The 25,778-nt window shown below is 69.1% G+C and carries 23 protein-coding genes, 1 tRNA gene and 1 pseudogene; 11 read left to right on the top strand and 14 right to left on the bottom strand.

Annotated elements, in window-relative coordinates; translation table 11 throughout:
* Nucleotides 1–34 precede the first annotated feature (34 nt).
* The 3 genes from CK500_RS04220 (at nt 35) to CK500_RS04210 (ending at nt 2,967) form a co-directional block, all read left to right on the top strand.
* Nucleotides 35–262, top strand: a complete 228-nt coding sequence (locus tag CK500_RS04220) for a hypothetical protein (protein ID WP_095635998.1) — start codon at nt 35–37, stop codon at nt 260–262.
* Complete coding sequence (locus CK500_RS04215) at nt 259–837, top strand: hypothetical protein (RefSeq protein ID WP_321166834.1); 579 nt, start codon at nt 259–261, stop codon at nt 835–837. Before CK500_RS04220 ends, CK500_RS04215 begins: the two co-directional genes overlap by 4 nt.
* 198 nt (nt 838–1,035) lie before the next feature.
* Nucleotides 1,036–2,967, top strand: a complete 1,932-nt coding sequence (locus CK500_RS04210) for a hybrid sensor histidine kinase/response regulator (RefSeq protein WP_158224024.1) — start codon at nt 1,036–1,038, stop codon at nt 2,965–2,967.
* Nucleotides 2,968–3,391: 424 nt separating this feature from the next.
* Here CK500_RS04210 and CK500_RS17160 read toward each other — a convergent pair whose 3' ends face one another.
* The 4 genes from CK500_RS17160 to CK500_RS04190 form a co-directional block, all read right to left on the bottom strand.
* On the bottom strand, nt 3,392–3,535 hold the full coding sequence (locus tag CK500_RS17160; RefSeq protein ID WP_158224023.1) for a hypothetical protein: 144 nt from the start codon (nt 3,533–3,535) through the stop codon (nt 3,392–3,394).
* A gap of 66 nt (nt 3,536–3,601) precedes the next feature.
* Nucleotides 3,602–4,777, bottom strand: a complete 1,176-nt coding sequence (locus CK500_RS04200; protein ID WP_095635996.1) for an LEA type 2 family protein — start codon at nt 4,775–4,777, stop codon at nt 3,602–3,604.
* A gap of 88 nt (nt 4,778–4,865) precedes the next feature.
* Nucleotides 4,866–5,063 (bottom strand): DUF5800 family protein, encoded by a 198-nt coding sequence (locus CK500_RS04195; RefSeq protein WP_050026971.1) that lies wholly within the window; start codon nt 5,061–5,063, stop codon nt 4,866–4,868.
* Nucleotides 5,064–5,164: 101 nt separating this feature from the next.
* A complete protein-coding gene (locus CK500_RS04190) occupies nt 5,165–5,347 on the bottom strand; it encodes a DUF5786 family protein (RefSeq protein ID WP_095635995.1) in 183 nt (60 codons plus the stop codon).
* 176 nt (nt 5,348–5,523) lie between these two features.
* Here CK500_RS04190 and CK500_RS04185 point away from each other — a divergent pair, with 176 nt between their 5' ends.
* The gene (locus tag CK500_RS04185; RefSeq protein ID WP_095635994.1) at nt 5,524–6,810 is read left to right on the top strand and encodes a polymer-forming cytoskeletal protein; all 1,287 of its coding nucleotides are present in this window, start codon (nt 5,524–5,526) and stop codon (nt 6,808–6,810) included.
* 32 nt (nt 6,811–6,842) lie between these two features.
* Here the strand turns inward: CK500_RS04185 and CK500_RS04180 are convergent, their stop codons facing one another.
* On the bottom strand, nt 6,843–7,607 hold the full coding sequence (locus CK500_RS04180; protein ID WP_095635993.1) for a ribonuclease H-like domain-containing protein: 765 nt from the start codon (nt 7,605–7,607) through the stop codon (nt 6,843–6,845).
* A gap of 127 nt (nt 7,608–7,734) precedes the next feature.
* On the opposite strand from CK500_RS04180, the gene CK500_RS04175 reads away from it, so the two are divergent.
* The 3 genes from CK500_RS04175 to CK500_RS04165 all read left to right on the top strand — a co-directional run bounded on the left by CK500_RS04175 (nt 7,735) and on the right by CK500_RS04165 (nt 9,554).
* A complete protein-coding gene (locus CK500_RS04175) occupies nt 7,735–8,466 on the top strand; it encodes a glycerophosphodiester phosphodiesterase (protein WP_095635992.1) in 732 nt (243 codons plus the stop codon).
* 28 nt (nt 8,467–8,494) lie between these two features.
* On the top strand, nt 8,495–9,238 hold the full coding sequence (locus CK500_RS04170; protein ID WP_095635991.1) for an SOS response-associated peptidase: 744 nt from the start codon (nt 8,495–8,497) through the stop codon (nt 9,236–9,238).
* A 61-nt stretch (nt 9,239–9,299) separates the two neighbouring features.
* Entirely contained in the window at nt 9,300–9,554 is a 255-nt protein-coding gene (locus tag CK500_RS04165; protein WP_095635990.1) for a hypothetical protein, read from the top strand.
* 43 nt (nt 9,555–9,597) lie between these two features.
* Here CK500_RS04165 and CK500_RS04160 read toward each other — a convergent pair whose 3' ends face one another.
* From CK500_RS04160 to CK500_RS04145, 4 genes are all read right to left on the bottom strand, one after another.
* Complete coding sequence (locus CK500_RS04160; protein WP_095635989.1) at nt 9,598–11,064, bottom strand: small ribosomal subunit Rsm22 family protein; 1,467 nt, start codon at nt 11,062–11,064, stop codon at nt 9,598–9,600.
* A 48-nt stretch (nt 11,065–11,112) separates the two neighbouring features.
* Entirely contained in the window at nt 11,113–11,886 is a 774-nt protein-coding gene (locus CK500_RS04155; protein ID WP_095635988.1) for an NAD(P)-binding domain-containing protein, read from the bottom strand.
* A gap of 85 nt (nt 11,887–11,971) precedes the next feature.
* Nucleotides 11,972–13,213, bottom strand: coding sequence for an MFS transporter (locus CK500_RS04150; RefSeq protein ID WP_095635987.1), 1,242 nt, complete (start codon nt 13,211–13,213; stop codon nt 11,972–11,974).
* 75 nt (nt 13,214–13,288) lie between these two features.
* Nucleotides 13,289–14,020 carry a DsbA family protein gene (locus CK500_RS04145; protein ID WP_095635986.1) on the bottom strand — a complete coding sequence of 244 codons (732 nt, stop codon included), beginning with the start codon at nt 14,018–14,020 and terminating at the stop codon, nt 13,289–13,291.
* 164 nt (nt 14,021–14,184) lie between these two features.
* Here CK500_RS04145 and CK500_RS04140 point away from each other — a divergent pair.
* Together CK500_RS04140 and CK500_RS04135 are read left to right on the top strand one after the other, a co-directional pair.
* A pseudogene (locus CK500_RS04140) lies at nt 14,185–14,478 on the top strand (DUF5779 family protein); the annotation flags it as partial.
* Nucleotides 14,479–14,585: 107 nt separating this feature from the next.
* Complete coding sequence (locus tag CK500_RS04135) at nt 14,586–15,560, top strand: sugar phosphate nucleotidyltransferase (protein WP_095635984.1); 975 nt, start codon at nt 14,586–14,588, stop codon at nt 15,558–15,560.
* A 54-nt stretch (nt 15,561–15,614) separates the two neighbouring features.
* On the opposite strand, the gene CK500_RS04130 is transcribed toward CK500_RS04135, so the two are convergent.
* The 5 genes from CK500_RS04130 to CK500_RS04110 all read right to left on the bottom strand — a co-directional run bounded on the left by CK500_RS04130 (nt 15,615) and on the right by CK500_RS04110 (nt 21,774).
* Complete coding sequence (locus CK500_RS04130) at nt 15,615–15,833, bottom strand: hypothetical protein (protein ID WP_095635983.1); 219 nt, start codon at nt 15,831–15,833, stop codon at nt 15,615–15,617.
* Nucleotides 15,834–15,895: 62 nt separating this feature from the next.
* Nucleotides 15,896–17,359 (bottom strand): DHH family phosphoesterase, encoded by a 1,464-nt coding sequence (locus tag CK500_RS04125; RefSeq protein ID WP_095635982.1) that lies wholly within the window; start codon nt 17,357–17,359, stop codon nt 15,896–15,898.
* A gap of 60 nt (nt 17,360–17,419) precedes the next feature.
* Nucleotides 17,420–20,128: a TRAP transporter permease gene (locus CK500_RS04120; protein WP_095635981.1), complete on the bottom strand. Its 2,709-nt coding sequence runs from the start codon at nt 20,126–20,128 to the stop codon at nt 17,420–17,422.
* 64 nt (nt 20,129–20,192) lie between these two features.
* Nucleotides 20,193–20,714 carry a DUF1850 domain-containing protein gene (locus CK500_RS04115; protein ID WP_095635980.1) on the bottom strand — a complete coding sequence of 174 codons (522 nt, stop codon included), beginning with the start codon at nt 20,712–20,714 and terminating at the stop codon, nt 20,193–20,195.
* 1 nt (nt 20,715) lies between these two features.
* Nucleotides 20,716–21,774, bottom strand: coding sequence for a TAXI family TRAP transporter solute-binding subunit (locus CK500_RS04110; protein WP_095635979.1), 1,059 nt, complete (start codon nt 21,772–21,774; stop codon nt 20,716–20,718).
* A 160-nt stretch (nt 21,775–21,934) separates the two neighbouring features.
* Here CK500_RS04110 and CK500_RS04105 point away from each other — a divergent pair.
* A tRNA-Lys gene (locus CK500_RS04105) sits at nt 21,935–22,008 on the top strand.
* Nucleotides 22,009–22,418: 410 nt separating this feature from the next.
* On the top strand, nt 22,419–25,757 hold the full coding sequence (locus tag CK500_RS04100; protein WP_095635978.1) for a PAS domain-containing protein: 3,339 nt from the start codon (nt 22,419–22,421) through the stop codon (nt 25,755–25,757).
* The last annotated feature ends 21 nt before the right edge of the window (nt 25,758–25,778 follow it).

Raw genomic sequence — 25,778 nt, 5'->3', positions numbered from 1 at the left:
CTAAAAACACCTCCGTCGACGGGGGTGTCGGTGCGTGAGCCTCGGTCACTCCGGTTCGTTCACCGCCGAGAAGGACCGCGAGTGCTTCTGTGACACCTGCGGCGCGCGCTGCACCCGGAGTATCAACGGCGAGCTCGAGTACGGTCACCTGGTCAGATGTCCGAACCGGCCCGACCAGTTCACGATCGGGACCGCTGACGGCGGGCACAAGTACACGCCCGACGACACGGGCGTCGACACCGACGGGGGTGCGTCCGCGTGAGCGACGACGATCTCGGTCACGCGAGTTCCGTCGCGAACCAGCTCCGAGTCGCCGAGGAGAACGGGAACCTTCCCGACGAGCTCGCCGACGAGGACGACCAGCTGCGCGAGGCGCAGGTACTCTCCGATCTCCACGAGATCAGCGGGCTCTCGTGGATCGGCATCGCGAACCGCGAGGTCGATCTCCTCGCCGACCTCGACGAGCGCACCACCTCACGGATCAGCGTCGCCTACCGCGTGCGATTGACGCCACCGGCGAGGACACGATCACGGAGATCCTCTCCCGCCGCGCCCGTGACGCGCTCGGCGCCGATGCCGTCGACGAAGACGTACTCGCACGCACCGCGCGCCGCTTCGAAGGTGACGCGCGCCGGGCGATCACGGCGCTGCGGTATCTCCGCGAGAACCACCTGCCGAAGCTGGAGCACTACACCCTCGTCGACGTCGAGTATCGCGGCGGGTCGAAGCGGTACTACTTCGTTGGGGTTGCCGGATCGGACCGCGTCCGGAACAGCTCTGATTCGGGATATTCGTCGAGTTATTGTGGGAGTTTTTGTTGATCTACTGGTAGTTTAGGAGGTGCAGCAATATGGTTCTGAACTGACCGTTATCCAGAACAGTACACAACTCAGGTAGTAAACCCACAGTAGTGGACTCTTGTCGCGGCTGAGGTATATTGCTATTCGATCCAGCTCTTTTCAGACACTTAGAATCTGTGCGTCATCATATACGGTCAAGAGACATACGAACTCAGACAGGATGACGACTATTACAGTGTTACACGTCGACGACAACAAAGGCATCCTGAATCTGACTAGCGACTACCTCGAAGACGCCCTCGAAGAACCGGATCTTGAGGTGCGGACGGTACAGCGTCCAGAGGTGGCCCTCGACGTGTTAGCGGAGGAGCCGATCAACTGCGTAGTCAGCGATTACAAGATGGACGAAATGAACGGATTGGAGCTTTTCGAGGCCGTTCGTGAGCGGTATCCGACTCTTCCGTTTATTCTGTTTACCGGAGAAGGATCTGAGAAGATCGCAAGCGAGGCGATCTCGGCTGGCGTGACCGATTATCTCCGCAAGCGGACCGGCACCGAACAGTACGAATTGCTCGCAAACCGTATCGAAAACGCCGTCGCGAGCTACCGCGGCCGGAAGGCCTTGAATCGCCTCGAACGGGCCGAACAGGCGCTGGAACACGCTGCCGACGCGATCCTGATAACCAGTACCGACGGTACCATCAGATACGTGAACCCGGCTTTCGAGCGAGTGACCGGGTACTCAACGGAAGAAGTACTCGGCAGGACACCGGACATCCTCAATTCGGGTGAGCAAAGCGATCAGTACTACGAGCGACTGTGGGACACCATCCTCTCTGGTGAGACCTGGGAGGAAGAGATTATCAACGAACGCAAGGACGGTGAACACTACTGTGCTCACCAGACGATCGCCCCAATCACCGATGACGGGGAGGTCAAGGAGTTCGTCAGCATCCAGCGCGATGTGACCGAGCGTAGTCAGCTCGAAATCCAACTCGAACGGACCGCGACCGCTCTTACGCGGCTCTATGACGTGACCACCGACCAAGACCACTCGCTCGGAGAGCGGATCGACCGCACGCTCGAAATCGGTGCAGAGTACTTCGGCTACTCCATCGGCTATCTCACTCGGATCGATGAGGGAACCCAGGAGATCCGGGCCGCGACCGGAGATCACGACCTCATCCAGCAGGGAGAGACCGACCCGCTGGAGCGGACCTACTGCCGGAAGACCGTCGAGGCCGACGGGCCGGTCGTCTTTCGAGATGCACCGGAAGAGGGATGGGAAGACGATCCCGCCTATCAGCGGTTCGGTCTCCGGTGTTACCTCGGTGCGAAGGTAATGGTCGACGGGGAGGTCTGGGGAACGCTCTGTTTCGCCGACACGGAATCACGCGATGATCCCATCCTCGAATCTCAGCGATCTGCCGTAAAGGTCCTCGCTCAGTGGATCGGGTACGAACTCGAACGCGAACGCGCCCAGCAGAATCTCCAGCGCGAAAACTCTCGGCTGGAGGAGTTCGCTTCCATCGTCAGCCACGACCTACAAAACCCGCTTCAGGTGGCCAAAGGTCGGGTCTCCATGTTAGAAGACGACCATAGCGGTGAAACGGACACGATCGAGTCTATCGAGCGTTCGCTGGACCGAATGGAGGCGATCATCGAAGATACCCTGACGCTTGCCAGCCAAGGCAAGATCGTCGAAGAAGTCTCAGATGTCGAGATCCAGTCGGTCGCAGCGGAAAGCTGGGAGACCGTCGAGAGCGGTAACGCTACCCTCAATGTGAGGACCGACTTGACTATCCGGGCCGACGACGAGCGCCTGCGACACGTCTTCGAGAACCTCTTTCGTAACGCTGTGGAGCACGGATCGGGCTCCGTTCGAATCGAGGTCGGAGGACTCGAAGACGGCGGGGGGTTCTACGTCGCGGACGATGGTCCGGGTATTCCCGCCGATGAGCGGGAGTCCGTGTTCGAGGCCGGATACTCGACCGACGGCGGGACGGGTATGGGTCTAACGATTATTAAGCGTATTACCGACGCCCACGGCTGGGATGTCTCGGTCAGGGAGAGCGACGCTGGAGGCACACGCTTCGAGATACGCGGTGTATCGGCTGAACATCCGCAACCGGTGGGAGTCTCTGAACCGGCATCACCCTCTATGTGACGCGGTGGGCTTTCACTGCGTACTCGGTGGGTGCGACACGGTTTCGTTACCAGTCATCTCGTCGCGTTGTGGGGTCAATAGCGACGGACACCACGCGTTCGGAACGCATGGTTCGTGGACGTATCTCGTGATGTGCCGGCGTCTTTGTGAGCAAGAGCCCGGGGACGGGCGACATCGGGTAGCGCGGGAGCCGAAGCGGGGTCCCTCGTCGAGGTCAACCATCTGGAAACATCTGGAACGGTCTACCTCGCGGACGGTTCGCGGCTCACGACCGTCCGGAACCGGCCGGAACCCCGCGGGTCAGGCTAAACCCCTCCAGACGACCAGCCGCCAGTATGGCCCCGAAGCAACCGGTCCACAGCGGCAGCGCACAGACGAAGGAGTTCGACATCGAGCTCGACGCGGAGGGGATTCGCGGCCCCGATCACGCGCTCGCGGTCGCCAGCGTCGGCGCGAACTCCGCGTCGAGATCGCGGCCGCGGACCAGTACGACTGGCAGCTCGACGCGCGGATCGTCGACGGCTCGGTCGAGATCGACCGCGTCTTCTGCGAGGGTGACAGCGTCCACGACGCCGACGTGCCGAAATGAGTCACGCGCGTCGCCGGTGTCGCCGTCAATCGGTACCGAACCGGCTCACAGCGGCAACACGCCGTCGTCATCGTCGCCGTCGTCGGTCTCGTTTTCCGTTCCGTCGCCCGACCCGTCGTCGGTCTCGTTTTCGGTGCTCCCGTCGCCGTCGTCGGTTTCGTCGCCGCCGTCGGACGTATCGTCGGTTTCGTCGCCGTCGTCCCCGGAGTCGGAGCCGTCGTCCGACGAGTCGCTCCCGTCTCGCACGTCCTCGCCCTCGCCGAAGATGTCCGTCTCGATGGTCTCCTCGTAGGTGAGCGAGTCGAGGGGAACGGTGGCCTCCTCGCCGCCCGGGAACTCGATCACGGCGTAGAACTCGATCCGGAGGCCCGTCACCTGGTGGCCGCGAACGTCCTCGTCGAGGTGGGTGACCCACCAGTCGTCGAGGTGGCGGTTCTGGAGCGCGGTGGTGAACTCGATCGTCTCGGTGCTCTCGGAGGGGATCACGTACCCCTCCTCGGTCTGGCCCGAGCCCATCTCCACCCCGTTCATCGTGATGTCGTAGCCGATCTCGGTGACCGCGTACGGCTCGAAGTTCGGGTTGTACACGGTAAACGCCATGTCGATCGGCGTCTCCGACTCGCTGACGCTCCCCCACTCGCCGCGCGTCTCGTTGACGTAGAGGACGGGGTCGCTCGCCAGCGGGCTGTCGGCGTTCACCGGCCGCGTCTCGTCGGAGTTGAACGCGCCGAGGAGGTCCGTCTCGATCTCGCGGCTCCGCGAGAAGTCGACGCCCCGTCCGAGGCGGTCCGAGGTCGCCGTCGCGTCGATGTCGAGCGTCGTGCGCTCGCCGTTGCGGACGTGGCTCACCCACCACGGCGGAATCCCGTCGTTCCGCAGCTGCGTTTCCAGCGCCAGCGTTGAGTTTCCGGTGCCGACGCGAACGCCCTCTCGGCCGCCCTGCGCCATCTCGATGTCGTTCATCGAGACCGTGTAGTTCACCGAGACGCCGTCGAGGCCGACGCCGACGGGATTGGGGTTCGAAACGACCAGATCCGTCTCGATCTCCGTGGTCTCGTTCGTCACGTCGCCGAACGTGTTATCGACGGCGGCGACGCTCGGCACGCCGAGTATCCCGAGGGCGAACGCCCCGCCGACGGCCCCGCCGACGACGAGCAGTCCGAGGAGCGCGATCTTGAGCTTCGAGCCGACAAGCGCGGAGACGGCGTCGCTCGGGTTCATACTCGGTCAACCCCGTCGGATCGTAAAATCGTACCGCATCGTCACCGGATCGCACACCGGTCGGATCGCCAACAGCCCCCGGGGCGGCCTACAGCACGTCGCCGATCCGCACGGGTTCGCCGTCGAGGTCGGGCTCTTCCGCGACGATCTGTAAGACCTCGTGGTCGGTGACGTCGCGGTACCCCTTTCCGGTCGCCTCTTCGATCAGGTCCTTGTCGAGCTCGAACTCGGTACCCTCGTAGACGACGTCGACGCCGTCGTCGGTGAACGTCAGGTCGGTGCTCATGGAAGTCGGTAGGTCGCGACCGGATAAAAGGGGCGTGACACGGCGGGGATGCGATACGGCGGCGATCCGACTCGAAGACGGTTCTCGCGTTGCGCAGGGGGTTACTCGTCGTCCGCGTCGTCTTTCATCTCCGAGAGGCGCCCGACCAGATCGTCGGTCGACGCGCCGCCCTCGATGGAGACCTCGCCGTCGTGGTCGTTCTCGTGGACGTTCACGGCGCCGTCGTCGTCGGTGTCCACGTCCTGGTCCTTCTGCTCGCTCTCGTCGTACGATCCGAATCCCATGTCTGAGCCTTCCACGCCGGCCTGAAAAGGGTAGTGACACCGGGACGGTTCGGCAACGCCCCGCACACGGAGCGTGCGGAGCGGTGCGGGCGCGGCGGCCACGGAGCGTCCGGAGTCGTCCGACGCCCGTCGGACGACCCCACACGGTTTATACGGGCGGAGGGAGTGTTCCCGGTGTGTCGCTGAGGGGAGGCGGTCCGGTAGAGGAGCTCGCCGTCCCGTCCGGGACGACCGTCGAGGAGCACGACCTCGTCACCGACGGCGACGTGCTCGTGGGCGGCCAGTCGACCGTGGAGTTCGGGCTCCGCGGGCGCAACGTCGCCCTGGGCGAGCGCGTGAGCGTCGAGAACGACATCGAGGCCGAAGGCGACTGCCGGCTCGACACGTGGTGTTCCGTCGACGGCAACGTCCTCGTCGGCGAGGACGCGTACCTCGGCGAGCGCGTGCACATCACCGGCCGGCTGATGGTCTCCGGCGACCTCGACATCGGCGACGACGTGACGATCGAGGAGGGGTTCGAGGCGAACGGCTGGATCGTCATCCGGAACCCCGTCCCCACCCTCGTCTTCTACTTCATCGTCCTCTCTCAGCTCTTGCGGCTCGGCGAGACCGACGCGGCCGACGACCTCGCGGAGGCGCTCGCGGACGGCGAGGAGGTTCGCGACCCCCTACTGATTCCGCGGGGCGCCGAGATCTCCGACGACGCGTGGCGCGTCTCGACGCCCGCGACGGTCGGCGACGACTGCCGGCTCCACGGCAACCTCCGCGCGGAGTCGATCCGCGTCGGCGAACGGAACGAGGTGTTCGGCTCCCTCCGCGCTCGCGAGGAGATCACGGTTGGCGCGGACACGACGATCCACGGCGACGTGACCACCCGCGGCGGAACCGTCACGGTCGAGGCCGGCGCGCGGGTCCTCGGCGACGTCTCCGCCGGCGACCTCGTCGTGCACGACGGCGCCCAGATCGACGGGACCCTCCGCGCCCGCGGCGAGATGAAACTCGTCCAGGAGACCGAGAGGGACGAATCGAACGAAGGCGACCGTGGGGACGAAGGGGCGGGAGAGTCGAACGAAGGCGACGGCGCCGACGAAGAGGCGGACGAAGACGACGACACGGACGAAGAAACGGGCCAAGCTGAGGAGGGTGAGAGCGCCGAGGAAGACGAGGACGAGGAATCGGCCGACGACGCCGCGAGCGACCCGGAATCTGACGCGGAGAGGTCTGACGATGAGCGGACCGACTCCGAGACCACGGACTCCGAGACCACGGACTCCGAGTCGGGGGACGAAACGGACGAGGAGGACGCGACAGCTCCCGAGCCGGCGGCCGACGGGGAAGGTGCCGATCCCGCGGAGTCAGATGCGGATCCGTCCGATACCGAGGAGGCCGATTCCGACGACGCGGACGCTGCGGAGGCCGATTCCGACACCGAAGACATCGACGCCGACGCGGAAGCGACGTAGCCGCGAGAGGCCCGCTATCGGGGCGACAGCCGCTATCCTTCGACGGTCCCGCCGACGAACACGTCCTCGTGGAGCGTCTCGGCGACGACGTCCGCGAGGGTCCGGAGGTTCTCCGTGTCCTCGCGGTTGTACGAGACGAGCCGATCGAGCGCGTCGTCGTCGCCGCGCTCGTACTCCCGCCAGAGCCGGACGGCGTCGCGGCCCGAAATGTCCGGGCGATCCCGCTCGATCCCGATCTCCTTCTCGATCGGTTTTAGCCCGCCGGAGAGCCCGATCCGCTTGCAGGGGTACATGAGATCGAGGTGCGGCGTGTCGATCTCGATATCGAAGGCGGTCTCCAGGAACGGCACGTCGAAGCGGGCCCCGTTGAACGTCGCGAGCAGACTCGCGTCGGCGAACCGTTCGCGGAGCCGCCGCGCGGTCAGGTCCTCGCCGGCGACGAGCGTCGTCGTCTCGCCGTCTTGGTGGAAGCTCACCGTCGTCACCTGGTCGCGGTGCTCGTCGAGGCCGGTCGTCTCGATGTCGAAGAAGCAGGTCTCCTCGCGGAAGTTCTCGTAGAGCCGCCAGCGCTCCCCGCTCGGGAAGGCGCGGTCGAAGTAGGCGGCGTCGCCGTCGTCGAGCCGCGTCAGCGACTCGGCGATGAACGACTCGATCCGGTCGGCGGTGGTCGATCCGACGCCGGCGACATCGACCGCGGGATCGAACGCCTCCCACGTGGTGACGCCGCGCTCCCAGAGGCGCCGCTCGGTCGTCTCGCCGACCCCCTCGACCGGGATGAAGCTGTTCTCGATGCGCATGTCCGTCTCCGGGCGACGCGCGGCTAAAAAGTCGGCGGGTGCGCGGCCGCGCGGCGCCGTCCGGCTGGCGTACCACGCCCCGTCACGAGGGGATCCGTTAACTCGCTCCGCCGCCGACGAGGAGGCGATGACGCGACCACCGGCGGCGCTGATCGGCCATCGCGGCTGCGCCGGCCAATACCCGGAGAACACCGTCGCCGCGATAGAGCGAGCCGCGCCGCACGTCGACGCCGTCGAGATCGACGTTCGCCGGTGCGCGACCGGGGAGCTCGTCGTCTTCCACGACGCGGAGCTCGATCGGCTGACCGCGGGGACCGGACTTGTCTCGGACGCGGCGTGGTCCGACCTCCGGGAGCTGACCGTGCTCGACTCCGGGGAGCCGATCCCGCTGCTCGCCGACGCGCTCGCCGCCGCCCCGGCCGGGACCGCCGTCAACGTCGAGATCAAGGAGTCGGGCGTCGCCGCCGACGCCCTCGCCGTCGCCCGCAGCGCGGACGCAGAGGTGTGGTTCTCGTCGTTCCGGCCGGGGGTCTTGGAGTCACTGCGGGAGCTCGATCCCGACGCGGACTTGGCACTGCTCGTCGCCGACGCAGATGTCGACGGCGGCCGCACGGTCGAGCGCGTGAAGCGGGTGATCGACCGCGCGGTCGCGTTGGACTGCGTCGCGATCCATCCCGAAATCGACCTCGCGACCGAGCCGGGGTTCGTGGCGGCCGCGAACGAGGCGGGTCTGGGCGTGAACGCGTGGACGGTCACCGACCGCGCCGACGCCGAGCGGCTCCTCGACGCCGGCGTCGACGGGATCATCGCGGACCGGTGGGACGTGCTCGGAGATGCGGCCAGACCGTCGCGGAGTTAAGTGTCTCCCGCGCCAATCGCCGCCATCGATGTGTGGCCGTTACACCCTCTTCACTTCCACCGCCGACCTCGAGTCCCGGTTCGACGCCGATTTCGGCGACCACGAGCCGAGCTACAACTGCGCGCCCGGACAGGACCTCCCGGTGATCGCCGACGAGGACCCGACAGCCGCGACGCGGATGGAGTGGGGACTCACGCCCTCGTGGGCCGACGAGTCGTTCGACCTCATCAATGCCCGCGCGGAGACGGTCCGCGAGAAGCGGAGCTTCGCCGACGCCTTCGAGCGGCGGCGGTGTCTCGTCCCCGCGGACGGGTTCTACGAGTGGGTCGAGGGGGGACGGCGAGGCGACGATAGAGACGCCGGCAGCGGCGCCGGGAAGACCCCCTACCGCGTCGCCTTCGAGGACGACCGCCCGTTCGCGATGGCGGGGCTCTACGAGCGGTGGGAGCCGCCCGAGCCGGAGACGACGCAGACGGGGCTCAGCGCGTTCGGCGGCGGCGCGGGCGAAGGCGGCGAGGACGGCGACGCCGGGCCCGTAGAGACGTTCACGATCGTCACGACCGAGCCGAACGCGCTCGTCGACGACCTCCATCACCGGATGGCGGTGATCCTCGATCCGAGCGAAGAGGAGACGTGGCTCCGGGGCGACCCCGACGAGGCCGCCGCGCTGCTCGACCCGTATCTGGCCGACGAGATGACGGCGTATTCGGTCTCGACGCGCGTGAACTCGCCGGGCGTCGACGCGCCGGAGCTGATCGAGCCGGTGGGGTGATGGCCCCACAACGTGTCCGCTGGAGGTAATCTTTATATTTCTGTTAGGTAAACGAGGAGTGATGCCCTCCGTCCTCCAAGTCGGCGTTCCCGGCGGCGCGGAACTGATCGTCGTCCTCCTCCTCGCCGCGGTGGCGGCCGTCGCGGCGGTGTGCGCCTCCCTGATCATCTATCTCGACGCGGTGGAGCGAAACAGCGGCCACGTGCTCGCGTGGACGATCGCCGCGCTTCTGGGCGGCGTCGTGGTCTGGACGCTTTACCTCGTCGTCCGCGACGAGGTCGGCGGAAACGGGTTGACCGCGAGCAGTCGACCGTGACCCCGGTTCGAGGCTCCTCCGCGATCGGAGGGCCGCGGCCCGGTCAGGGCGCGACCAAGTCGACGACCGTCTCGTCGTCGACGACCACGTTGTACGCCCCCTCGTCGTCGTTCCAGAGCACGAGCCCGTTCTCGACGAAGACCACGGAACCGTAGTCGGCCGCCCGAAGGTCGTCGTTGAGGACGGTCTCTCGCGTGCAGACGAGGTAGTGGTCGACCGCCTGCGAGCCGTCGCCGACGCGGTAGAGGGCGTTGTCGCCGTCGCTCAGGTCGTGGCTCAGCTTCACGGCGAGGTAGTTCACGCGGTCGGTAACGTGGTCCTCGGAGTCGGCCATGCGCGCACAGCGGTCGGCGGTCGCCTGAACGTCCACCCGCCGTTTTCCGTCGGGGCGCAAGATTGCGTACGCGAACTGCACGTCGACGTTGACGAACTCGCCCGGCTCGTCGCCGGAGCCGCGCTCGGCCGCCTCGTCGAGTCGGCGCTGGAACGGCGGGACCTCGAGGTCGTCGGCCACGTCGAACGACCACCCGCCGTCCGAGGGCGTCGCGTTCGGCCAGAGCCGGAGCGCGGGCGCGTACGCCGACACCCCGCTCTCGGGGGTCGCGACCGCGCGCTCCACGTCCCGGAGCCCCATGGCGGTGTTGCGGTCGGCGGGCGCGAACGCGACGACGCTCCCGTCGTCCGCGAGCCGGCCGAGCGCGGCCTCGACGACCGCCACCGGGTCGTCGAGCTCCGAGAGGACGTTCCCGAACACGACCAGATCGAACTCCTCGGGGACTGCGTCGCGCGCCGCCGCGTCCCCGCCCTCCGGTCCGCCGCCGCCGTCGGTCCCGAGGAACGACTCGGCCGTCGCCTCGTGGATCGTCGGCCGGAAGTTCCGGCCGGTCTCGCCGAGCACGTGGTCGAGCACGTCGGCGGCCGCGCTCGGTTCGACGGCGTGGTAGTCGACGACGGCGTCGTCGGGGAGGTAGTCGTGGAGTCCTAAGGCGGGGCCGCCGACGCCCGCGCCCACGTCGAGGACGCGGAGAGTCCGGTCGAGCAGCCCGTTCTCGACGAGGTCGTCGAGGACGTAGCCGATCGTCGCGTAGTAGGCCGGCAGGTGGTAGATCGCGTAGCCGAGCGCCGCGACGCGGTCGTACGCCACATCGTTGCCGTAGAGGTAGTCGTCCTTCAGCCGGCGCACGGCCTCGCGCAGCTCCGCGCCGGACTCCCCGCGGTGCCAGTTCGCGCCGAACTCGCGGACGAGCAGGTCTTCGAGGGCGAACGAGTACTCCTCGGGGAACGCCGTCGGCGCCCAGCCGGGCGCCGCGACGGGCTCGTCGGGGACCGGCTCGAACGCGCCGTCCTCGCGCTCGCGGAGTCGGAGGTCGAACGCCTCCTCGCGGAGCGTCTCGCGGACGACCGCGGGGTGGGCGCCGCCCTCGATGTACTCCGCGATCTCCTCGGGGTCGATCGGTCTGACGTTGCGCAGGTAGTTGGCGTTGTTCCGGACGGCTGCTCTGTCTATCATGAAATCACTGGGTGGTCGGTCGGCTCACTCGTGTCGCTCGGCCTCTGCTCACTCGTGTCGCTCGCGTTCCTCGCGGTCGCCGCGGGCCGCCTCGTACAGGTCGGCGAACGCCTCCGGGTCGGCGTCGGCGATCTCGCGGGCCGCCGCGGCAACGTCGTCGGCCCCGTCGAAGGCGCGCTGTATCTCGGCGTACACCGCGGGCGACCCCTCGGTGACGGTGTCGGCGATGTCGTCGAGCGCGGCGGAGACCGGGGTGTGGAACTCCTCGCGCACGTCGTCGCCCGCGAGCCGCCACGCGAGCACGGCCGCGTGCGCGCCGGCCTGCACCGTCTCCATCGCGTCGTCGTGCTCCGCGGGCGTCGTCTCGAACACCTCGTTGCCGCCGGCCTCGATCGCCGCCGCGATCCCCTCGACGACCGGGCCGCCCTCGTCGACGACCGCGGCGACGTTGCCGGGGACGCGCGGCGGGGCGAACAGCGGGTGGTAGCTCGCGCGTTCGAGCCCCGGGGCGTGCTCGCGCATCGCCGCGACCGCGTCGGTCATCTCCCCGGAGACGTCGAGGATCGCCCGCTCCGCGCGGGGGGCGTACGCCTCGACGGCGGCGGGGACGGCCGACATCGGCACCGCGAGACACACCGCGTCGTGGGCGGTGTCGCCGTCGGTCGGGACCGTCTCCGCGCCGCGCGGCGCGGCCGCGTCGGCGGCCACGTCGGGGTCCCTGTCGGCGAAGGAGACGGTCGCGTCGACCGGCGACTCGTCGGCCGACACCGTGTCGGCGATCCAGCGGCCGATCTCGCCGGCGCCCACCACGAGGAGGTCCATCTGTCGTCCGTACGGAGGGGGCGAGCGCCTTAAAAGGACTCGACTCGGCCGGGTGGCACGGCCCTCGTTCCGCTCGCGATCGGGCTCACTCCGACGGCGACCGGCCGGTCCCGCCGCCGAGCCCGAGGAGGCCACCGCCGGGCGCGATCGCTTTGACGGCCGGGAACAGCGCCAGCGCGATGGCGAGTTCGAGGCCGCCGACCGCGAGGAACGCCGGCGTGTAGCCGAACGCGTCGGTCGCGCTCCCGCCGATGAGGAAGCCGGCGAGGAAGCCGAGCGAGCCGAACACGTTGAACAGCCCCATCGCCGCGCCGCGGGCTTCCGGCTCGACCAGATCCGTGACGAGCGCCATCGTCGCCGGCGCCATCAGCGCGCCGCAGACGCCGACGAACACCATGAGCGCGGCCGCGAGGGGATAGATCGGCGCCGCGCCGACACCGATCGTCACGATCCCGTACGCGACCGAGCCGAACACGACCGGGAGGAAGCGCCCGACCCGGTCCGACAGCGAGCCGAACGGGGCCTGTAACACCGCGAAGGGGACGAAGAACAGCGCGAGCGTCGCGCCCGCCGCCCCGGCGGAGAGGCCGAACGTCTCGGGGTCCTGGAAGTAGTAGACGCCGACCAGGGCGAAGAAGCCGGCCGTGAGTCGGTCGACGAAGCCGAACGCGAGCGGGACCATGAGTCCCCGGGTCGTCCGCGCCCGGGCGAGCACGTCGCGGAAGCCCACGTCGTCTTCGGGGCGTTCCCCTCCGGCGACGACCCGGTCGTCGACGGTGGCCGCGATCAGTCCCGACCCCGCCAGCACCGCGGCGCCGGCGTAGACGGGGTAGAAGGCGTTTATGTCGGCGAGCGTCCCGCCCACGACCGATCCGACCGCCGCGCCGAGCCCGATCGCGACGCCGGCGGTCCCCATGTTGCGGCCGTTGCCGCCCTCCAGATCCATCAGCGAGGTGATCGCCAGCGAGAAGGCGCCGATGGTGAGCGCGCCGCCGACGACTCGGACCGCGAGCGCCGCCCGGAAGCCGAACCCGAGCTCGGGGACCGCGGCGAGCGCGACGTACGAGGCCGCGCCGCCGACGGCGCCGGCGACGATCAGCGGCGCCCGCCGCCCGAGCGCGTCGCTGGCGGCGCCCCAGACGACCGCGAAGGAGACGAACGCGCCGAACTCCGCGACGAGGAACCACATCCCGGCGTCGATGCCGGCGGGGGCGCCGAGCGCGACCACGAGGCCCGGCACTCCCGGGTACAGGAGCACCTGCGAGATCAGCACGGCGAGCACGACGGCGCCCAGCCGCCGCCGGTCGCCGCGGTCGTCCCCCGTCATCTACTTATAAAACGCGCCGGACGCTCAAAAGGCCGACGCTCGGGCCGAACCGCGACTGACGCGGCGTGTGCCCGCCTACAGCGCCGACTCGATCGCCGCCGCGATGGCGTCCGCGTCGGCCCCGTCGACCGCCTCGCCGTTCACGAAGATCGTCGGCGTCCCCCTGAGCCCCATCGACACCCCCTCGCTCCGGTCGCTCGCGGAGGCCTCCCCGTACGCCGCGAACCGCGCGTCGGCGATGGCCGCGCAGGGGTCCGCGCCGGCGGTCTCCGCGGCGGCGCCGATCGCCTCTCCGCTGTAGCTCCCCTGCGATTCGTAGACGGCCGACGAGAACTCGAAGTACGCCTCGTCTCCCTCCCGGTCGCCGACCCCGCGGGCCGCGCTGGCGACGGGGACCGCCCACCGCTCGTCGACGGGGATCGGGAAGTCCCACTGCTCGTACCGGACCTCGCCGGGATCGACGTACTCTTCGCGGACCGTCGGGAACTCCTCCAGCTTGTAGGTCGCGCAGTGCGGACACGTGAAGTCTTCGAACGCCTGCACGACCACGTCGGCGTCGGGGTCGCCGAGGGTCGGCCGGTAGCCGAGGTCCGGGCCCTCCGGCTCGGTCAGGTCGCAGTCGTACTGGCCGGGATCGAGGTCGACGCCGCCGAGGTCGAGGCCGTCATCGCCGTCGCTGCCCCCGTCGCTGCTTCCGTCGCCGGTTCCGCCGCCACCGCCGCCGCTTCCGCCGCCGAGACAGCCGGCCGCGCCGACGACGCCGGCCGCCGCGGCCCCCGCGAGCAGGGACCGTCGCGTGTGTTCCATACCGCCGATCCGGTCGGAGCGCACTTAACCGCACCGAGAGGGGAAACCGGCGGGCGGCGAAGGGGAGTTCCGCGGCGGGCCGGCCCGGCTCTCGTGCCGCCGGGCCGCCGGGGGTGACGTGAACGCGTCCGAACGTTTTTGCCGCCGCCTCGCGACCCTGAGGTATGAGCGACTGGGACCTCGATCTACGCGACGCCGAAGAGCAGATGGACGAGGCGTTCGCGGCCGCCGGCGACGTCGTCCTCGGCGTCCTTGACGGGACGACCGACCCCGACGAGTGGGTCCGCAGCGTCGACTACGGGAACACCCTCGTGTTGTCCGTCGACGGCGACCTCAACGAGCTGGCCGCGGGGTTCGCGCGCGAGGTCAAGGACATGGGCGGCGAGCTGATGCACTTCCGCGGCTTCCTGATCGTCACGCCGCCCGGCGTCACCATCGACACCGACCGGCTGAGCGAGTAGGGTCGCGCCCCCCGCCAGCGATCGTCGCGATCGCCACTTCACTCCGGTTTTCGACCGTTGACAGGAGCACAAGAAGTATGGCACCGGGGTGAGACGAGACCCGTATGAAAGCAGTCGTACTCGCTGGGGGGTATGCGACCAGGCTCTGGCCGATCACCGAGACCCGGCCGAAGATGTTCCTGCCGGTCGGCGAGAACACCGTCATCGACGAGATCTTCGAGGACCTCGAGGCCGACGACCGCGTCGACGAGGTGTTCGTCTCGACGAACGAGCGCTTCGCCGACACGTTCGCGGAGTACATCGCCGACAGCCCGTTCGAGAAGCCGACCCTCTCGGTCGAGGAGACCGTCGAGGAGGACGAGAAGTTCGGCGTCGTCGGGGCGCTCGCCCAGCTCGTCGAGCGCGAGGGCGTCGACGACGACCTGATCGTCGTCGCCGGCGACAACATGATCAGCTTCGATCTGGGCGAGTTCGCCGACTTCTTCGAGTCGAAGGGGACGCCGACGCTGGCCGCCTACGACGTCGAGGACCGCGAGCGAGCCAAGTCGTACGGGCTCGTCGAGCTCGACGGCGACGAGGTCGTGAACTTCCAAGAGAAGCCCGACGATCCGAAGAGCACGCTCGTCTCCATCGCCTGCTACGCGTTCCCCGCCGAGACGCTGCCGGACCTCTCGACGTACCTGGAAGACGGGAACAACCCCGACGAGCCGGGCTGGTTCCTCCAGTGGCTCCAAGAGCGCGGCGCGGTCCACGCGTTCACCTTCGACGGCGCGTGGTTCGACATCGGCACCGCCGCCAGCTACCTCGACGCGGTGGAGTACGCCCTGGAGGGCGGCACGCTCGTCGCCGACGACGCCACCGTCGAGAACTCCGAGCTCGGCGACGTGGTCCACGTCATGTCGGGCGCGACCGTCACCGACTCAACGCTCGAACGCACCGTCGTCTTCCCGGACGCGACGATCACGGACTCGAAGATCCGAAACTCCGTGCTCGACGAGGGCGTCACCCTGGAGAACGTGGACCTCTCCGGCGCGCTGATCGGCTCGTACACCTCGATCACCGAGGGCGACGAGTTCTAACGCGGCGTCATCGATCGCCGGGCGCTCGGCCTTCGATGCCGATTTTCTCCCCCGTCACTCCCCCGCGGAGCTCCCGGCTTGTCGGTGCGTGTGGTGGAAGCAGTCGAACGCGGCCCCCGGGTCGGCGTCCGGGTCGACCGGGTGGAAACACACGCGTCGGTACCGCTCGTTGTCGAGTAAGTTGACGACGAACCCGTCGTCGTGTCGCGACACCGACGCGTACGGGTCGCCGCAGGCGGGACAGGTCTCCGGGGGGTCCTCGGGGACGTACATGCTTGGAGTCCCTGTTGGCTCCGATTACGGCCCGGGGGAAGAAAATCGCTCCGGCGATCCGATCACGACCCGTTGCCGCCCTCGCCGCCGCCCTCGACGCCGAGCGCGTCGAACAGCTTCCGGCGGACGGCCTCCTCGGTGAGGTGGAGCAGCGTGTCGCGGTTGTCGCCGCTCGACTGGATCCCGGTGAAGATGCCGAGCGGGATCTCTAACGATCCCTGCGTCGAGTGGCCCGCGGCGTCGCCCATCTCGGAGAACGCCTCGTCGAGGACGTTGCCGATGTTCAGCCGGATGTCCTTCGAGCGCGCCGCGAGGTAGATGGTGTCGTCGGCGATCCCCAACACGGCCGTCGTCGTGATCCCCTCCAGGTTGAGGAGGTGTTGGGCCGCCTGGGCGAGCGCCTCGCGGTCCCTGATGAACCCCGCCGTCGAGAACAGGTGGCTCCCCTGCACCTCGCGGTTCTGGATCGCCTCTGCGAGCACGTCCAGCGTCTCGGGGCTCATCGACGGCGACTCCACCTGCTCGAGCGTGTCGTGGTTCGCGAACGGGTGGAGGTAGGCGGCCGCCGTCAGGTCCGCGGGCGTCGTGTCCCGCTTGAAGTCGAGCGTCTCGGCGCGGATCCCGTAGAGGAGCGCGGTCGCGACCGCCTCCGTCGGCGACTGGTCGAACTCCTGGAGGTACTTCGTGAGGATCGTCGACGTCGAGGAGACGTTGGTCCGCACGTCGACGAACCGGGCGTCGAAGGGGACCTCCGCCTCCAGGTGGTCGAGGTAGATGTCGATGTCGACGTCGAAGTCGAAGCCGTCCTCGGCGGACTTCGCCAGGTCGACCGCGGCGACCGTCCCGTACTCCGAGAGGTCGGGCGCCTCCGAGCGCGCCACCAGGTCGATCCCGAGAAGGTTGACGAACGCCCGGTTCTCCTGGTGGCCCACGTCGCCGGTGTAGAGGATATCGGCGTCGACGCCGAACGCGCCGGCAATGGCCTGGAGCGCGGTCGCCGACGCGATTGAGTCCGGCTCCGGGTTGTCGTGGGTCAAGATTGCCATCCGCCCGTCGCCGCCCTCGATTATCTCCGCGAGCTGGCGCGCCATGTACTCCAGCTCGCCGGTCTCGAGCGACTGGAGCGCGCTGTCGGCGATCACCGTCGAGGGGTTGATCACCACGTCGGCGCCGCGCTCGCGCAGCTCGTCCTCGCTGACGGGGTCCGAGGCGCGGACGACGACGTAGTGGTCGCCGCCGGTGTCGCGCACCGCCGAGACGGCCGCCTTGTTGGCCTCGACGTCGCTCGCTAAGATTAACACGATGTCCCGGTCGTCGAGCGCCTCGATCACGTCCGGGTCGGCGATGTCCTGCACGCGGGCGTTGAGGTCCTGGTCGCGGAGCGCCTCGACGCGGCTCTCGTCGCGGTCGAGGATGAGCACGTCCTTGCCGCGGCCGGTCAGGTCCTCCGCGACGGCGTGCCCGACGCTCCCACAGCCGAGGATGGCGTATCGCGTTCGCGCCGATCCGGATGCCCCACTACTCATTGCCCGTGATTTCCGCGGGACGACACTTAACGAGTGCGCTCTCCGCGCGGGGGCCCGGACCTACTGCGAGGCCGCCGTCTGAGAGTCCGGCCGCTCGCGCCGGTCCGACCCGGCGTCGTCTCCCTCCTCGCCGCCCGCCCGCCGGCGGTTGCGGACGAGGCCGACCACGAGCAGCGCGCCGCCGACGCCGCGGGCGACGAGCTCGTTGGTGACCGAGTACAGCGCGACGTCGATCCCGACGAGCCCGAACGCGGCGCTGGCCGGCAACAGCACCATGCCGGGGACCGACAGCAACACCGCGGCCGCGATGAGCGAGACGCGCGCCCCGGCCCGCACGTCCGTGTGGTAGTAGCCGATGATCGCGACGCCGAGCGCGTACACGCCGGCGAACACCGCGACGACCGGCGCAACGACCTCCGGTAGGAAGAAGCCGAGGTCGGAGACGTCGGCACCGGTCAGGATCGATCCCTGCCCGTCGGTCGTGCGGAGCAGCAGGATCCCGGGGGAGAACACGAACGCGAACGGAACGAGGATCTTGTTCAGCGAGAGGAGGAACGCCTGTTTCCCGGTCTCGAAGGGGTCGGACTTCGCGATGCCGGCCGCCGCGTACGCGGCGACCATCACGGGCGGGGTCACGTCGGCCATCAGCCCGAGGTAGAGGACGAACAGGTGGACCGCCAAGATCGCGATCCCGAACTCGGGGAGGACGGGACCGAGCAGCACGACGATGATGATGTACATCACCGTCGTTGGCATTCCCATGCCGACGATCACGGCCGCGAGTCCGGCGAGGATCAACAGGAGGACGAGCGACCCGCCGCTCACGCTGATGATGAGCGCACGGAGGCTCCCGCCGAGCCCGGTGATCCCGATGACGCCGGGGATGATCCCGGCGGCGGCGACCGCGACGACCACGATGGTCGCGGTCTTCGCGCCGGAGTCCATCGCCTTCAGCACGAACGATCCGAACTGTCCCGCCCGCGACGATGCGACCTCGAAGCCGGTCCGATCGTCGAACCAGGTCGCCGCGTCGACCACGTCGTCGTCGAGGTCGAGCAGGGGCGCGTCCCCGCGCGGGTCGGCGAGGAGGAAGGCGACGCTGATCGCCGTGATGATCGTCGGCAGGGAGGAGAGCGCCTCGCCGAGGGCTCCCGTCACGCCGTACTCGGCGGCGTCGGCGCCGTACGCCAGCTCGATCGGCGTCACCCCGAGCGAGGCCAGCGAGATGGCGAACAGGGCGTAGCCGGCCGCGACGGCGCCGACGAGGTACGGACCCGTCCGCTCGTTGTAGGCGGCGACCATCGAGATGAGCGCCACGGTCGCGATGATCGTGAGCCACCCGGCGCGGCCCACGGAGAGCCGGGCGATCACGAGGTAGTACAGGAGGAGCCCGAGCGGGACGAGGTAGAACCACCCGCGCCGCATGTGCGGTCCCAGATCGAGCAGATCGGACCGGCTCAGCCCGCCGATCCCGTGTTTGGCGGCCTCGAAGTGGACCATCACCCACATCCCGAAGAAGAAGGCGATGGCCGGCAGCGTCGCGGCGATGACCACGTCGCGGAACGGCGTCCCCGTGTACTCGACGATGAGGAACGCGGCCGCTCCCATCACCGGCGGGAGGATCTGCCCGCCGGAGGAGACGGACGACTCCACCGCGCCGGAGAACTCAGGCGAGTAGCCGGAGCGTTTCATCAGGGGGATCGTCAGCGCCCCGGTGGTCACCGTGTTCGCGACTGAGGAGCCGGAGAGCATCCCCATGAACCCGGAGGCGACGACACTCGCCTTCGCCGGACCGCCCTTCCGGGTGCCCGTGATCGAGTACGCGAGGTCGATGAACCACTTCCCGGCGCCGGACATCTCTAGGAACGCCCCGAACAGGATGAAGATGTAGATGAACCGCACGGAGACGCCGACGGGGACGCCCAAGATCCCCTCGACCGTGTACCAGAGGTTCTGGACGATCTGGTTCCACCGCAGCTCGGAGGTGGCGAACGTCTGCGCCACCGGCAGGTCGCGCGGCAGGAGGTACCCGTACTTGGCGTACAGGAGGAAGAGGCTCACGAGCAGCGTGAGCAGCAGGCCGAGCGCCCGTCGCGTCGCCTCCAACACGAGCAGGATGGCGAGCACGCCCATCAGGTACGCGAGGCTGTACTCGGCGAGGAAGCCGACCTCCGCGGCCGAGAGCCACGGGACGACCTCGCCGAGCGTGCCGGCGCCGGCGAGTCCCCGGACCCGGATGATGTCCGTGATCTCGTCGTACTGGGTGAGGTAGTAGGCGGTCGGGAACGTCGACAGGAGGACCAACGCGAGGTCCGACGGCGCGATCCGAGTCGACTCCTCGTCGACGAACAGCCACCAGATCCCTCGGCGGATCCCCTCGGCGGCTCTCGTCACCGGCGAGTCGCCAAACCGGTCCCGTGCGATCGAGGGGAGCGCGGCGAGCCGCCCCGTGATCGCCCCGTTGCCTGTCGATCCCGGGAAGAGGAGGAACGCCATCACGAGCGCGAAGTTGACGTGGATCGCGCGCACCTGCAGCGAGGAGAGCGAGCCGAGCCGCACCGTGGTGAGCCCCGGGATCGTGAACTCGAAGACGAACCCCCTGGCGCCGAGCCACAGCTGGTACGCCGAGAAGGCGATCCCGACGAGCGCGACGGCGACCAGCGCGACGCCCGTCAGCGAGCGTCGGTTGTCGATCTCCTCGAATACCTGGTCGGCCGCTTCGGTTCCTTCCGCGTCCGGTTCGATCCCGTCTGATGTGTTCGTCGTCACAGTTGTGTCACCCTCTCGTGTCCTGTCTCGCCTCGGTCTCCGCGCCCGGCGGGTGCGACGACGGCTACAGCCCCGGCGCCACCCGCCGCTCGACCGTCAGATCGACCGCGCCGCCGTCGGTCATCCCCGCGATGTCGTACCGCTCGTCGCCGACGATCAGGTCGTGATCGGCGACGGTGCCCGTCTTGAGGTGCAGCGTCGCGTACGATTCGGACGGGGGCTCAAAGACGTACCGGCCGTCGCGCTCCGTCACGTCCGCCTGCGACGGGAGCCCGGCCCCGAACGAGCTGAACTCCATTCGAGTCATCACCAGCTCACCGTCTCTCGGGGCGTACACGTCGCGGACGGTCGTCTTCTCGACGCTGTGCGTATACTCGATGACGATCTCGGTCTCGTCGGAGACCGGGGCCGTCACCAGCTCGGTGCCGCGCTCGTCGGTCACGACCAGCGTCGGGCCGCCGGCGACGGTGTCGACCGCCCCCACGGCGAACGCCGCCCCCGTGGTGGCCGCGAGGACCGCCACGAGGGCGACCGCGGCCAGGGCGGTTCCGCGCCGACCCGACGGGAGTCGCGACCGGAGCGCCACGTTACTCGAAGTAGCGGGCCGCGCCCTCGTGCAGCTCGATCGACATCCCGTCCTGCGCGGAGTCGGCGCTGATGAAGTCCGTCTTGATCGACAGCTCGCCGAGGTTCTCGAAGATGGCCTCGGTGACCGCCTCGACCGCGTCGGCGGAGTACTCGGACCGCGTCGCGATCATCGCCTGCACGGAGACGGTGTCGACGTCCTCGTCGATGCCCTCGTAGGTGCCGCCGGGGATCGTGTCGTCCGCGAACCACGAGGCGTCGTCGCGGGCCGCCTGCCGCTCCTCGTCGGACATGTTGAGGATCTCAACGTCCGTGGTCGTCGCGAGCTCTTCGACCGCGCCGACGGGCCACCCGCCGACGACGAACGCCGCGTCGACGTCGCCGTCGCGGAGCTGGTTGGCCGCCTGCGTGAAGTCGGTGTTCTGCTCGTCGAAGTCGTCGGTCGTGAGGCCGGCCGCCGACTCGAGGATCTGGAGCGCGTTCACCTGCGTCCCGCTGCCGAGGTCGCCGGTGTTGACGCGCATGCCCTCGAGGTCGGACAGCGAGCTCACGTCCGACTCGGGGTTGAGGAGGACGTGGATCGTCTCCGGGTACAGCGTCGCGACGCCGCGGAGGTTTTCGACCGGAGAACCGTCGAACGCGTCGAGCCCCTCGCCGTTGCGGGCGAAGTAGGCGACGTCGTTCTGGATGAGCGCGAAGTCGGCGTCGCCGTTTCCGAGGCTGCCGACGTTCTCGACCGACGCGCCCGTCGAGGAGACCTCGACCGGGTAGTCGGTGTTGTCCTCGATGATCCCCTCGAACTCGCCGGACAGCGGGAAGTAGGTCCCGCCCGTGCCGCCGGCGTGCCAGCGGATGACGTCGTTGCTCCCGCCGTCTTCGCCGTCGGATCCGTCGGAGCCGTCGTCGCCGTCCATTCCGTCGCTGCCGTCTTCGCCGTCGGATCCGTCGGAGCCGTCGCCACCGTTATCCGAACAGCCGGCGATGCCGACGACGCCGGCCGCGGCCGCCCCGCGGAGGAGCGTCCGCCGGTCGATCCGTTCGCTGATTGGGTTGTCTGACATACGACATGTGATACACAACGGGCGTTGATAACGGTTTCCCATGGGCGCGACTACACCATCCGGTTATCCCGGCTTCTTCGGTCGAATTTTTGACCGGAAGACGCGACCCGCGCCGGCGAATGAAAAGGCCTTTTACGTCGACGGGGATACGGTTGGATGAGGGCCGGTAGCTCAGTTAGGGAGAGCGACGGACTCTTAATCCGTCGGTCGCGTGTTCAAATCGCGCCCGGCCCGTGTTCCAAACCGCAGAGCGACAGCGATGCGGTGACGGAACCTGACGGAAGCGATTTGAAGTAGAGAAGTCGCAGCGCGAGCGTAGCGAGCGATCGTCTTCTCGTCGTTCACAATCGCGCCCGGCCCGCTCCTGTACCGACAAATCCCGAGTCGCGTAAATCGCGTGACGGCAATCGGATCGATCCGGAACCGATAGCAGATATGTTTGTTCGGTAATATATCCCGTCTCCTCGCATCTCAAAATCGAGTTTGTCTGCCCTGAGAATTCGAGCGAACGGTTATTATAACGGCGGTCGTAGTCGCGTGAGTGACAGGACCGAACGGGTGCCGGCGGCGACCGGTGCGTCCGGTGCGGAGGACGCTCCGCGGACGGCCGACCGCTCGTGCGCACCGATCCGCGGGCGAGGGGTATGACACCTGAGGAACCGTCAGTTCACGTCGGCGAGCCGGTGGACGCCGCGTGGGGGGCGCTCCCCGAGGGGACGCAGACGATCCGGGAGCCGGCCGAGCGAGGGGTCGACGCTGATCCGCCCGTCGTCATCGTTCGCCTGCGAGGCGCCGCCGAGTCGGACGGCGGAGCCGAGAGCGACCGCGGCGGAAGCGACGCCTCCGACGGCAGCGAGGCTCACGGCGCCGGCCGTGCAACTGCGCCCGTGAGGATCGAGACGATCCGCGAGCGCTATCCGAACGCGCGGATCCTCGCGTACTCCGTCCGCGACGATCCCGACGCCGCGATCGACGCGAGCCGCCTGGGCGTGGAATACGTCTCCGGCCGGCGGCTCGCGGCCGACGGCGAGACCCTCGCGGACCGGGTTGGGGCCGCCGATCGAAGGGAGCGCTCCCAGACCGCCGACCGCGGCGACGGGTTCCTCGAGCCGTTCGTCCGGATCGTCTCGGACCGCGGAACCGACCTCGAGGAGAAGGTCGACGCGCTGCTGGACCTCGGCCGCGACCACCTCGGACTGTCGATCGGTTACTCCTCCCGGGTCGACGGCGACCGGCTCCGGCTCCGGCAGTACCGCGACGGGGCGGGACTCCTGGAGTCGCTCTCGGCGACCGCCCTCGACGACGACGGATCGATCCCGCTGGAGCTGACGTACTGCCGGCGGACGATACGGGGCGACCGCGGAGCCGGAGGCGATACGGACGACGGCGGCGGTGAGGGCGTGGTCGCGTTCACCGACCCCGAGGCCGCCGGGCTGGGCAGCGATCCGGCCTACGAGCGCTTCGGGTTCGGCAGCTACGTCGGCGGGCGCGTCGTCGTCGACGGCGAGGTGTTCGGGTCGCTGTGTTTCCTCGACCCGGAGCGTCGCGACCGACCGTTCGACGAGTCGGAGCGGACGTTCGTCGAGCTGCTCGCGGCGTGGCTCGGTCGGGCGCTCGAACGGCAGAGGGCGCTCGAGGAACGCGAGGCCGCGGTCGAGCGGTTCGAGAACACCTTAGAGCGCATCGACGACGCGTTCTTCGCGCTCGACGCCGACTGGCGGTTCACCTACGTCAACGGGAAGGCGGCCGCGCTGCTCGACCGCGATCCCGACGCGCTGATCGGCGAGGACGTCTGGACGGAGTTCCCGGCGGCGCTCGGAGCGGAGTACGAGGGGCGCTACCGCCGGGCGATGGCGACCCAGGAGTCGGTCTCCTTCGATGCGCATTACGAGCCGCTGGACCTGTGGACCGAGGTGACCGCGTACCCGTCGCCGGACGGGCTGTCGGTGTTCTTCGCGGACGCCTCGGAGCGGAAGCGCCGCGAGCGAACGCTCGAACGCCTCCTCGGCACCGTCGAGCGGATCCAGCGCGAGGGGGACGCCGAGGGGGTCGCGGGGCGGCTGGTCGAGGCCGCCGACGAGGTCCTCGACCACCAGATAAGCGGCGTGCGCCTGTTCGACCCCGACGCCGGGCTGCTCCGGCTCGCCGTCACGAGCGACGGGGTCGGCGAGCAGTTCGCCGCCTCCCGCGGGCCGCGTCCCCCCGGCGAGGGGATCACCGGACGGGTGTTCGAGCGGGGAGAGACCCGGGTGTGCGACGACCTCGCGGCGGGGGGTGAGGGACCGGCGAGAGACGATCTGTCGGCGGGAGACGACGACCGGGAGTACCACGGGATGCGCTCGTTCGTCGCCGTCCCGCTCGGGAGTCACGGCGTGTTCATCGTCGGGTCCGTCGAGTCGCACGCCTTCGACGAGAGCGACGTCACCGTCCTCGAGCTGCTGGCGACGAACGCGGTCGCCACCATGGACGCCAACGAGCGCCGCCGGCGGCTTCACACCTACGAGGACGCCCTGAAGAACGTCGACGACATGGTGTGCGTCCTCGACGACGACGGCGTCGTCACGTACGCGACCGCGTCGTTCGCGGCGTGGTTCGGGATCGGCTCGCGAGACCGCGAACGGCGAGGTCGCGACCCGGGAGACCCCCGCACGGCGGACGGCCCCGGCATCGCGGGACGGCGGCTCGACGGGCTCGTCTCCGGGCCGGACGGGGAGCGGCTCGGCGACGCGATCGCGTCGCTGTCTGGCCCGGCGGTCGACGGCGAGCGCCGGGACGACGCGACGCGGACGGTCGACCTGACGCTCCGACGCGAGGGGGAGTCGCGCGCGAGACACGGCGAGCTGCGGCTGTCCGCCCTGTCGGGGCGCACGAACGGCGTCGTCGCGTCGCTGTCGGACGTCACCGACCTCCGCCGGACTCGGACGGAGCTGTCCGCGGAGCGCGACCGCTTCCAGCGGCTGTTCGACCGGATCCCGGACCCGGTGATCGAGGTCGTCCTCGACGACGACGAGACGGTGATCGACGGGCTCAACCCGGCGTTCGAGGACCGGTTCGGCGCCGACGGGACCGCCCTCCGGGGGCGGACGATCGACGCCCTCGACATCGACGAGGAGCGGCTGGGCGGCGACGAGAGCCGCGGCGGGCTCGGCGCCGAATCGCTCGACGCGCTGCTTCGCGAGCGCGGCTTCGTCACCGAGGAGATCCGGCGACGGACCGTCGACGGCCCGCGGGAGTTCCTCTTCCGCGGCTTCACCTACGAGGCGAGCGGGACGCGGCGCGCGTTCGGCATCTACACCGACATCACCGACCGGAAGCGCCGCGAGCAGTACGTGCGGATCGTCAACCGGATCCTCCGGCACAACCTCCGGAACGAGCTGAACGTCGTGTTCGGCTTCGCCGGCGAGATCGCCGCGCAAACCGCCGACGAGACGATCCGCGACCACGCCCGGCGGATCGAGGCGACCGGCAAGCGACTGGTCGACGTCGCCGAGGGCGCCGCGACGATCCGGCGCGTGGTCGAGGAGGGGTACGTCACGGACCCGGACCCGATCGCCGTCCGCCCCGTGGCCGACGAGGTCGTCGAGAGACACGCGGAGCGGGCACCGAACGCCGATATCCGGACGAGAGTCCCCGACGGGATCGCCGTCCGCGGCGACGGCCGCTTCGCGACGGCGCTCGATCATCTCGTCGAGAACGCGGTCGACCACGCCGGCGACGCGCCGCGGGTCGAGGTGACCGCCGACCGCGACCCGGACGCCGGAGTTACGCGGGTGACGGTCGCCGACGACGGCCCGGGGATCCCGGCGACGGTCCGCGAGGTGATCACCGGCGAGCGAGAAGTGACGCAGCTCAGGCACAACACCGGCGTCGGCCTGTGGATCGTCGCGTGGGTCGTGGAGGCGTACGGCGGCGAGATCCGGTTCGGCCCCGGGGTCGACGGCGAGGGGACGGCCGTGACGCTCGTGCTCCCGTCCGCGGAGTGAGACGAAAAGCGAGGACGCCGA

Source organism: Halorubrum salipaludis (genome assembly GCF_002286985.1).
In the GTDB taxonomy this organism is placed as follows: Archaea; Halobacteriota; Halobacteria; order Halobacteriales; family Haloferacaceae; genus Halorubrum; species Halorubrum salipaludis.
Note: the sequence above shows the minus strand (reverse complement) of the source record. Positions and strands in the feature narration are given on the sequence as shown.

Coding starts and splice junctions, on each gene's coding strand:
- CK500_RS04110 (WP_095635979.1), bottom strand. CDS start 21,774: ATGTCAGACAACCCAATCAGCGAACGGATCGACCGGCGGACGCTCCTC.
- CK500_RS04100 (WP_095635978.1), top strand. CDS start 22,419: ATGACACCTGAGGAACCGTCAGTTCACGTCGGCGAGCCGGTGGACGCC.
- CK500_RS04170 (WP_095635991.1), top strand. CDS start 8,495: ATGTGTGGCCGTTACACCCTCTTCACTTCCACCGCCGACCTCGAGTCC.
- CK500_RS04190 (WP_095635995.1), bottom strand. CDS start 5,347: ATGGGATTCGGATCGTACGACGAGAGCGAGCAGAAGGACCAGGACGTG.
- CK500_RS04135 (WP_095635984.1), top strand. CDS start 14,586: ATGAAAGCAGTCGTACTCGCTGGGGGGTATGCGACCAGGCTCTGGCCG.
- CK500_RS04165 (WP_095635990.1), top strand. CDS start 9,300: ATGCCCTCCGTCCTCCAAGTCGGCGTTCCCGGCGGCGCGGAACTGATC.
- CK500_RS04155 (WP_095635988.1), bottom strand. CDS start 11,886: ATGGACCTCCTCGTGGTGGGCGCCGGCGAGATCGGCCGCTGGATCGCC.
- CK500_RS04180 (WP_095635993.1), bottom strand. CDS start 7,607: ATGCGCATCGAGAACAGCTTCATCCCGGTCGAGGGGGTCGGCGAGACG.
- CK500_RS04200 (WP_095635996.1), bottom strand. CDS start 4,777: ATGAACCCGAGCGACGCCGTCTCCGCGCTTGTCGGCTCGAAGCTCAAG.
- CK500_RS04195 (WP_050026971.1), bottom strand. CDS start 5,063: ATGAGCACCGACCTGACGTTCACCGACGACGGCGTCGACGTCGTCTAC.
- CK500_RS04125 (WP_095635982.1), bottom strand. CDS start 17,359: ATGAGTAGTGGGGCATCCGGATCGGCGCGAACGCGATACGCCATCCTC.
- CK500_RS04150 (WP_095635987.1), bottom strand. CDS start 13,213: ATGACGGGGGACGACCGCGGCGACCGGCGGCGGCTGGGCGCCGTCGTG.
- CK500_RS04175 (WP_095635992.1), top strand. CDS start 7,735: ATGACGCGACCACCGGCGGCGCTGATCGGCCATCGCGGCTGCGCCGGC.
- CK500_RS04160 (WP_095635989.1), bottom strand. CDS start 11,064: ATGATAGACAGAGCAGCCGTCCGGAACAACGCCAACTACCTGCGCAAC.
- CK500_RS04130 (WP_095635983.1), bottom strand. CDS start 15,833: ATGTACGTCCCCGAGGACCCCCCGGAGACCTGTCCCGCCTGCGGCGAC.
- CK500_RS04145 (WP_095635986.1), bottom strand. CDS start 14,020: ATGGAACACACGCGACGGTCCCTGCTCGCGGGGGCCGCGGCGGCCGGC.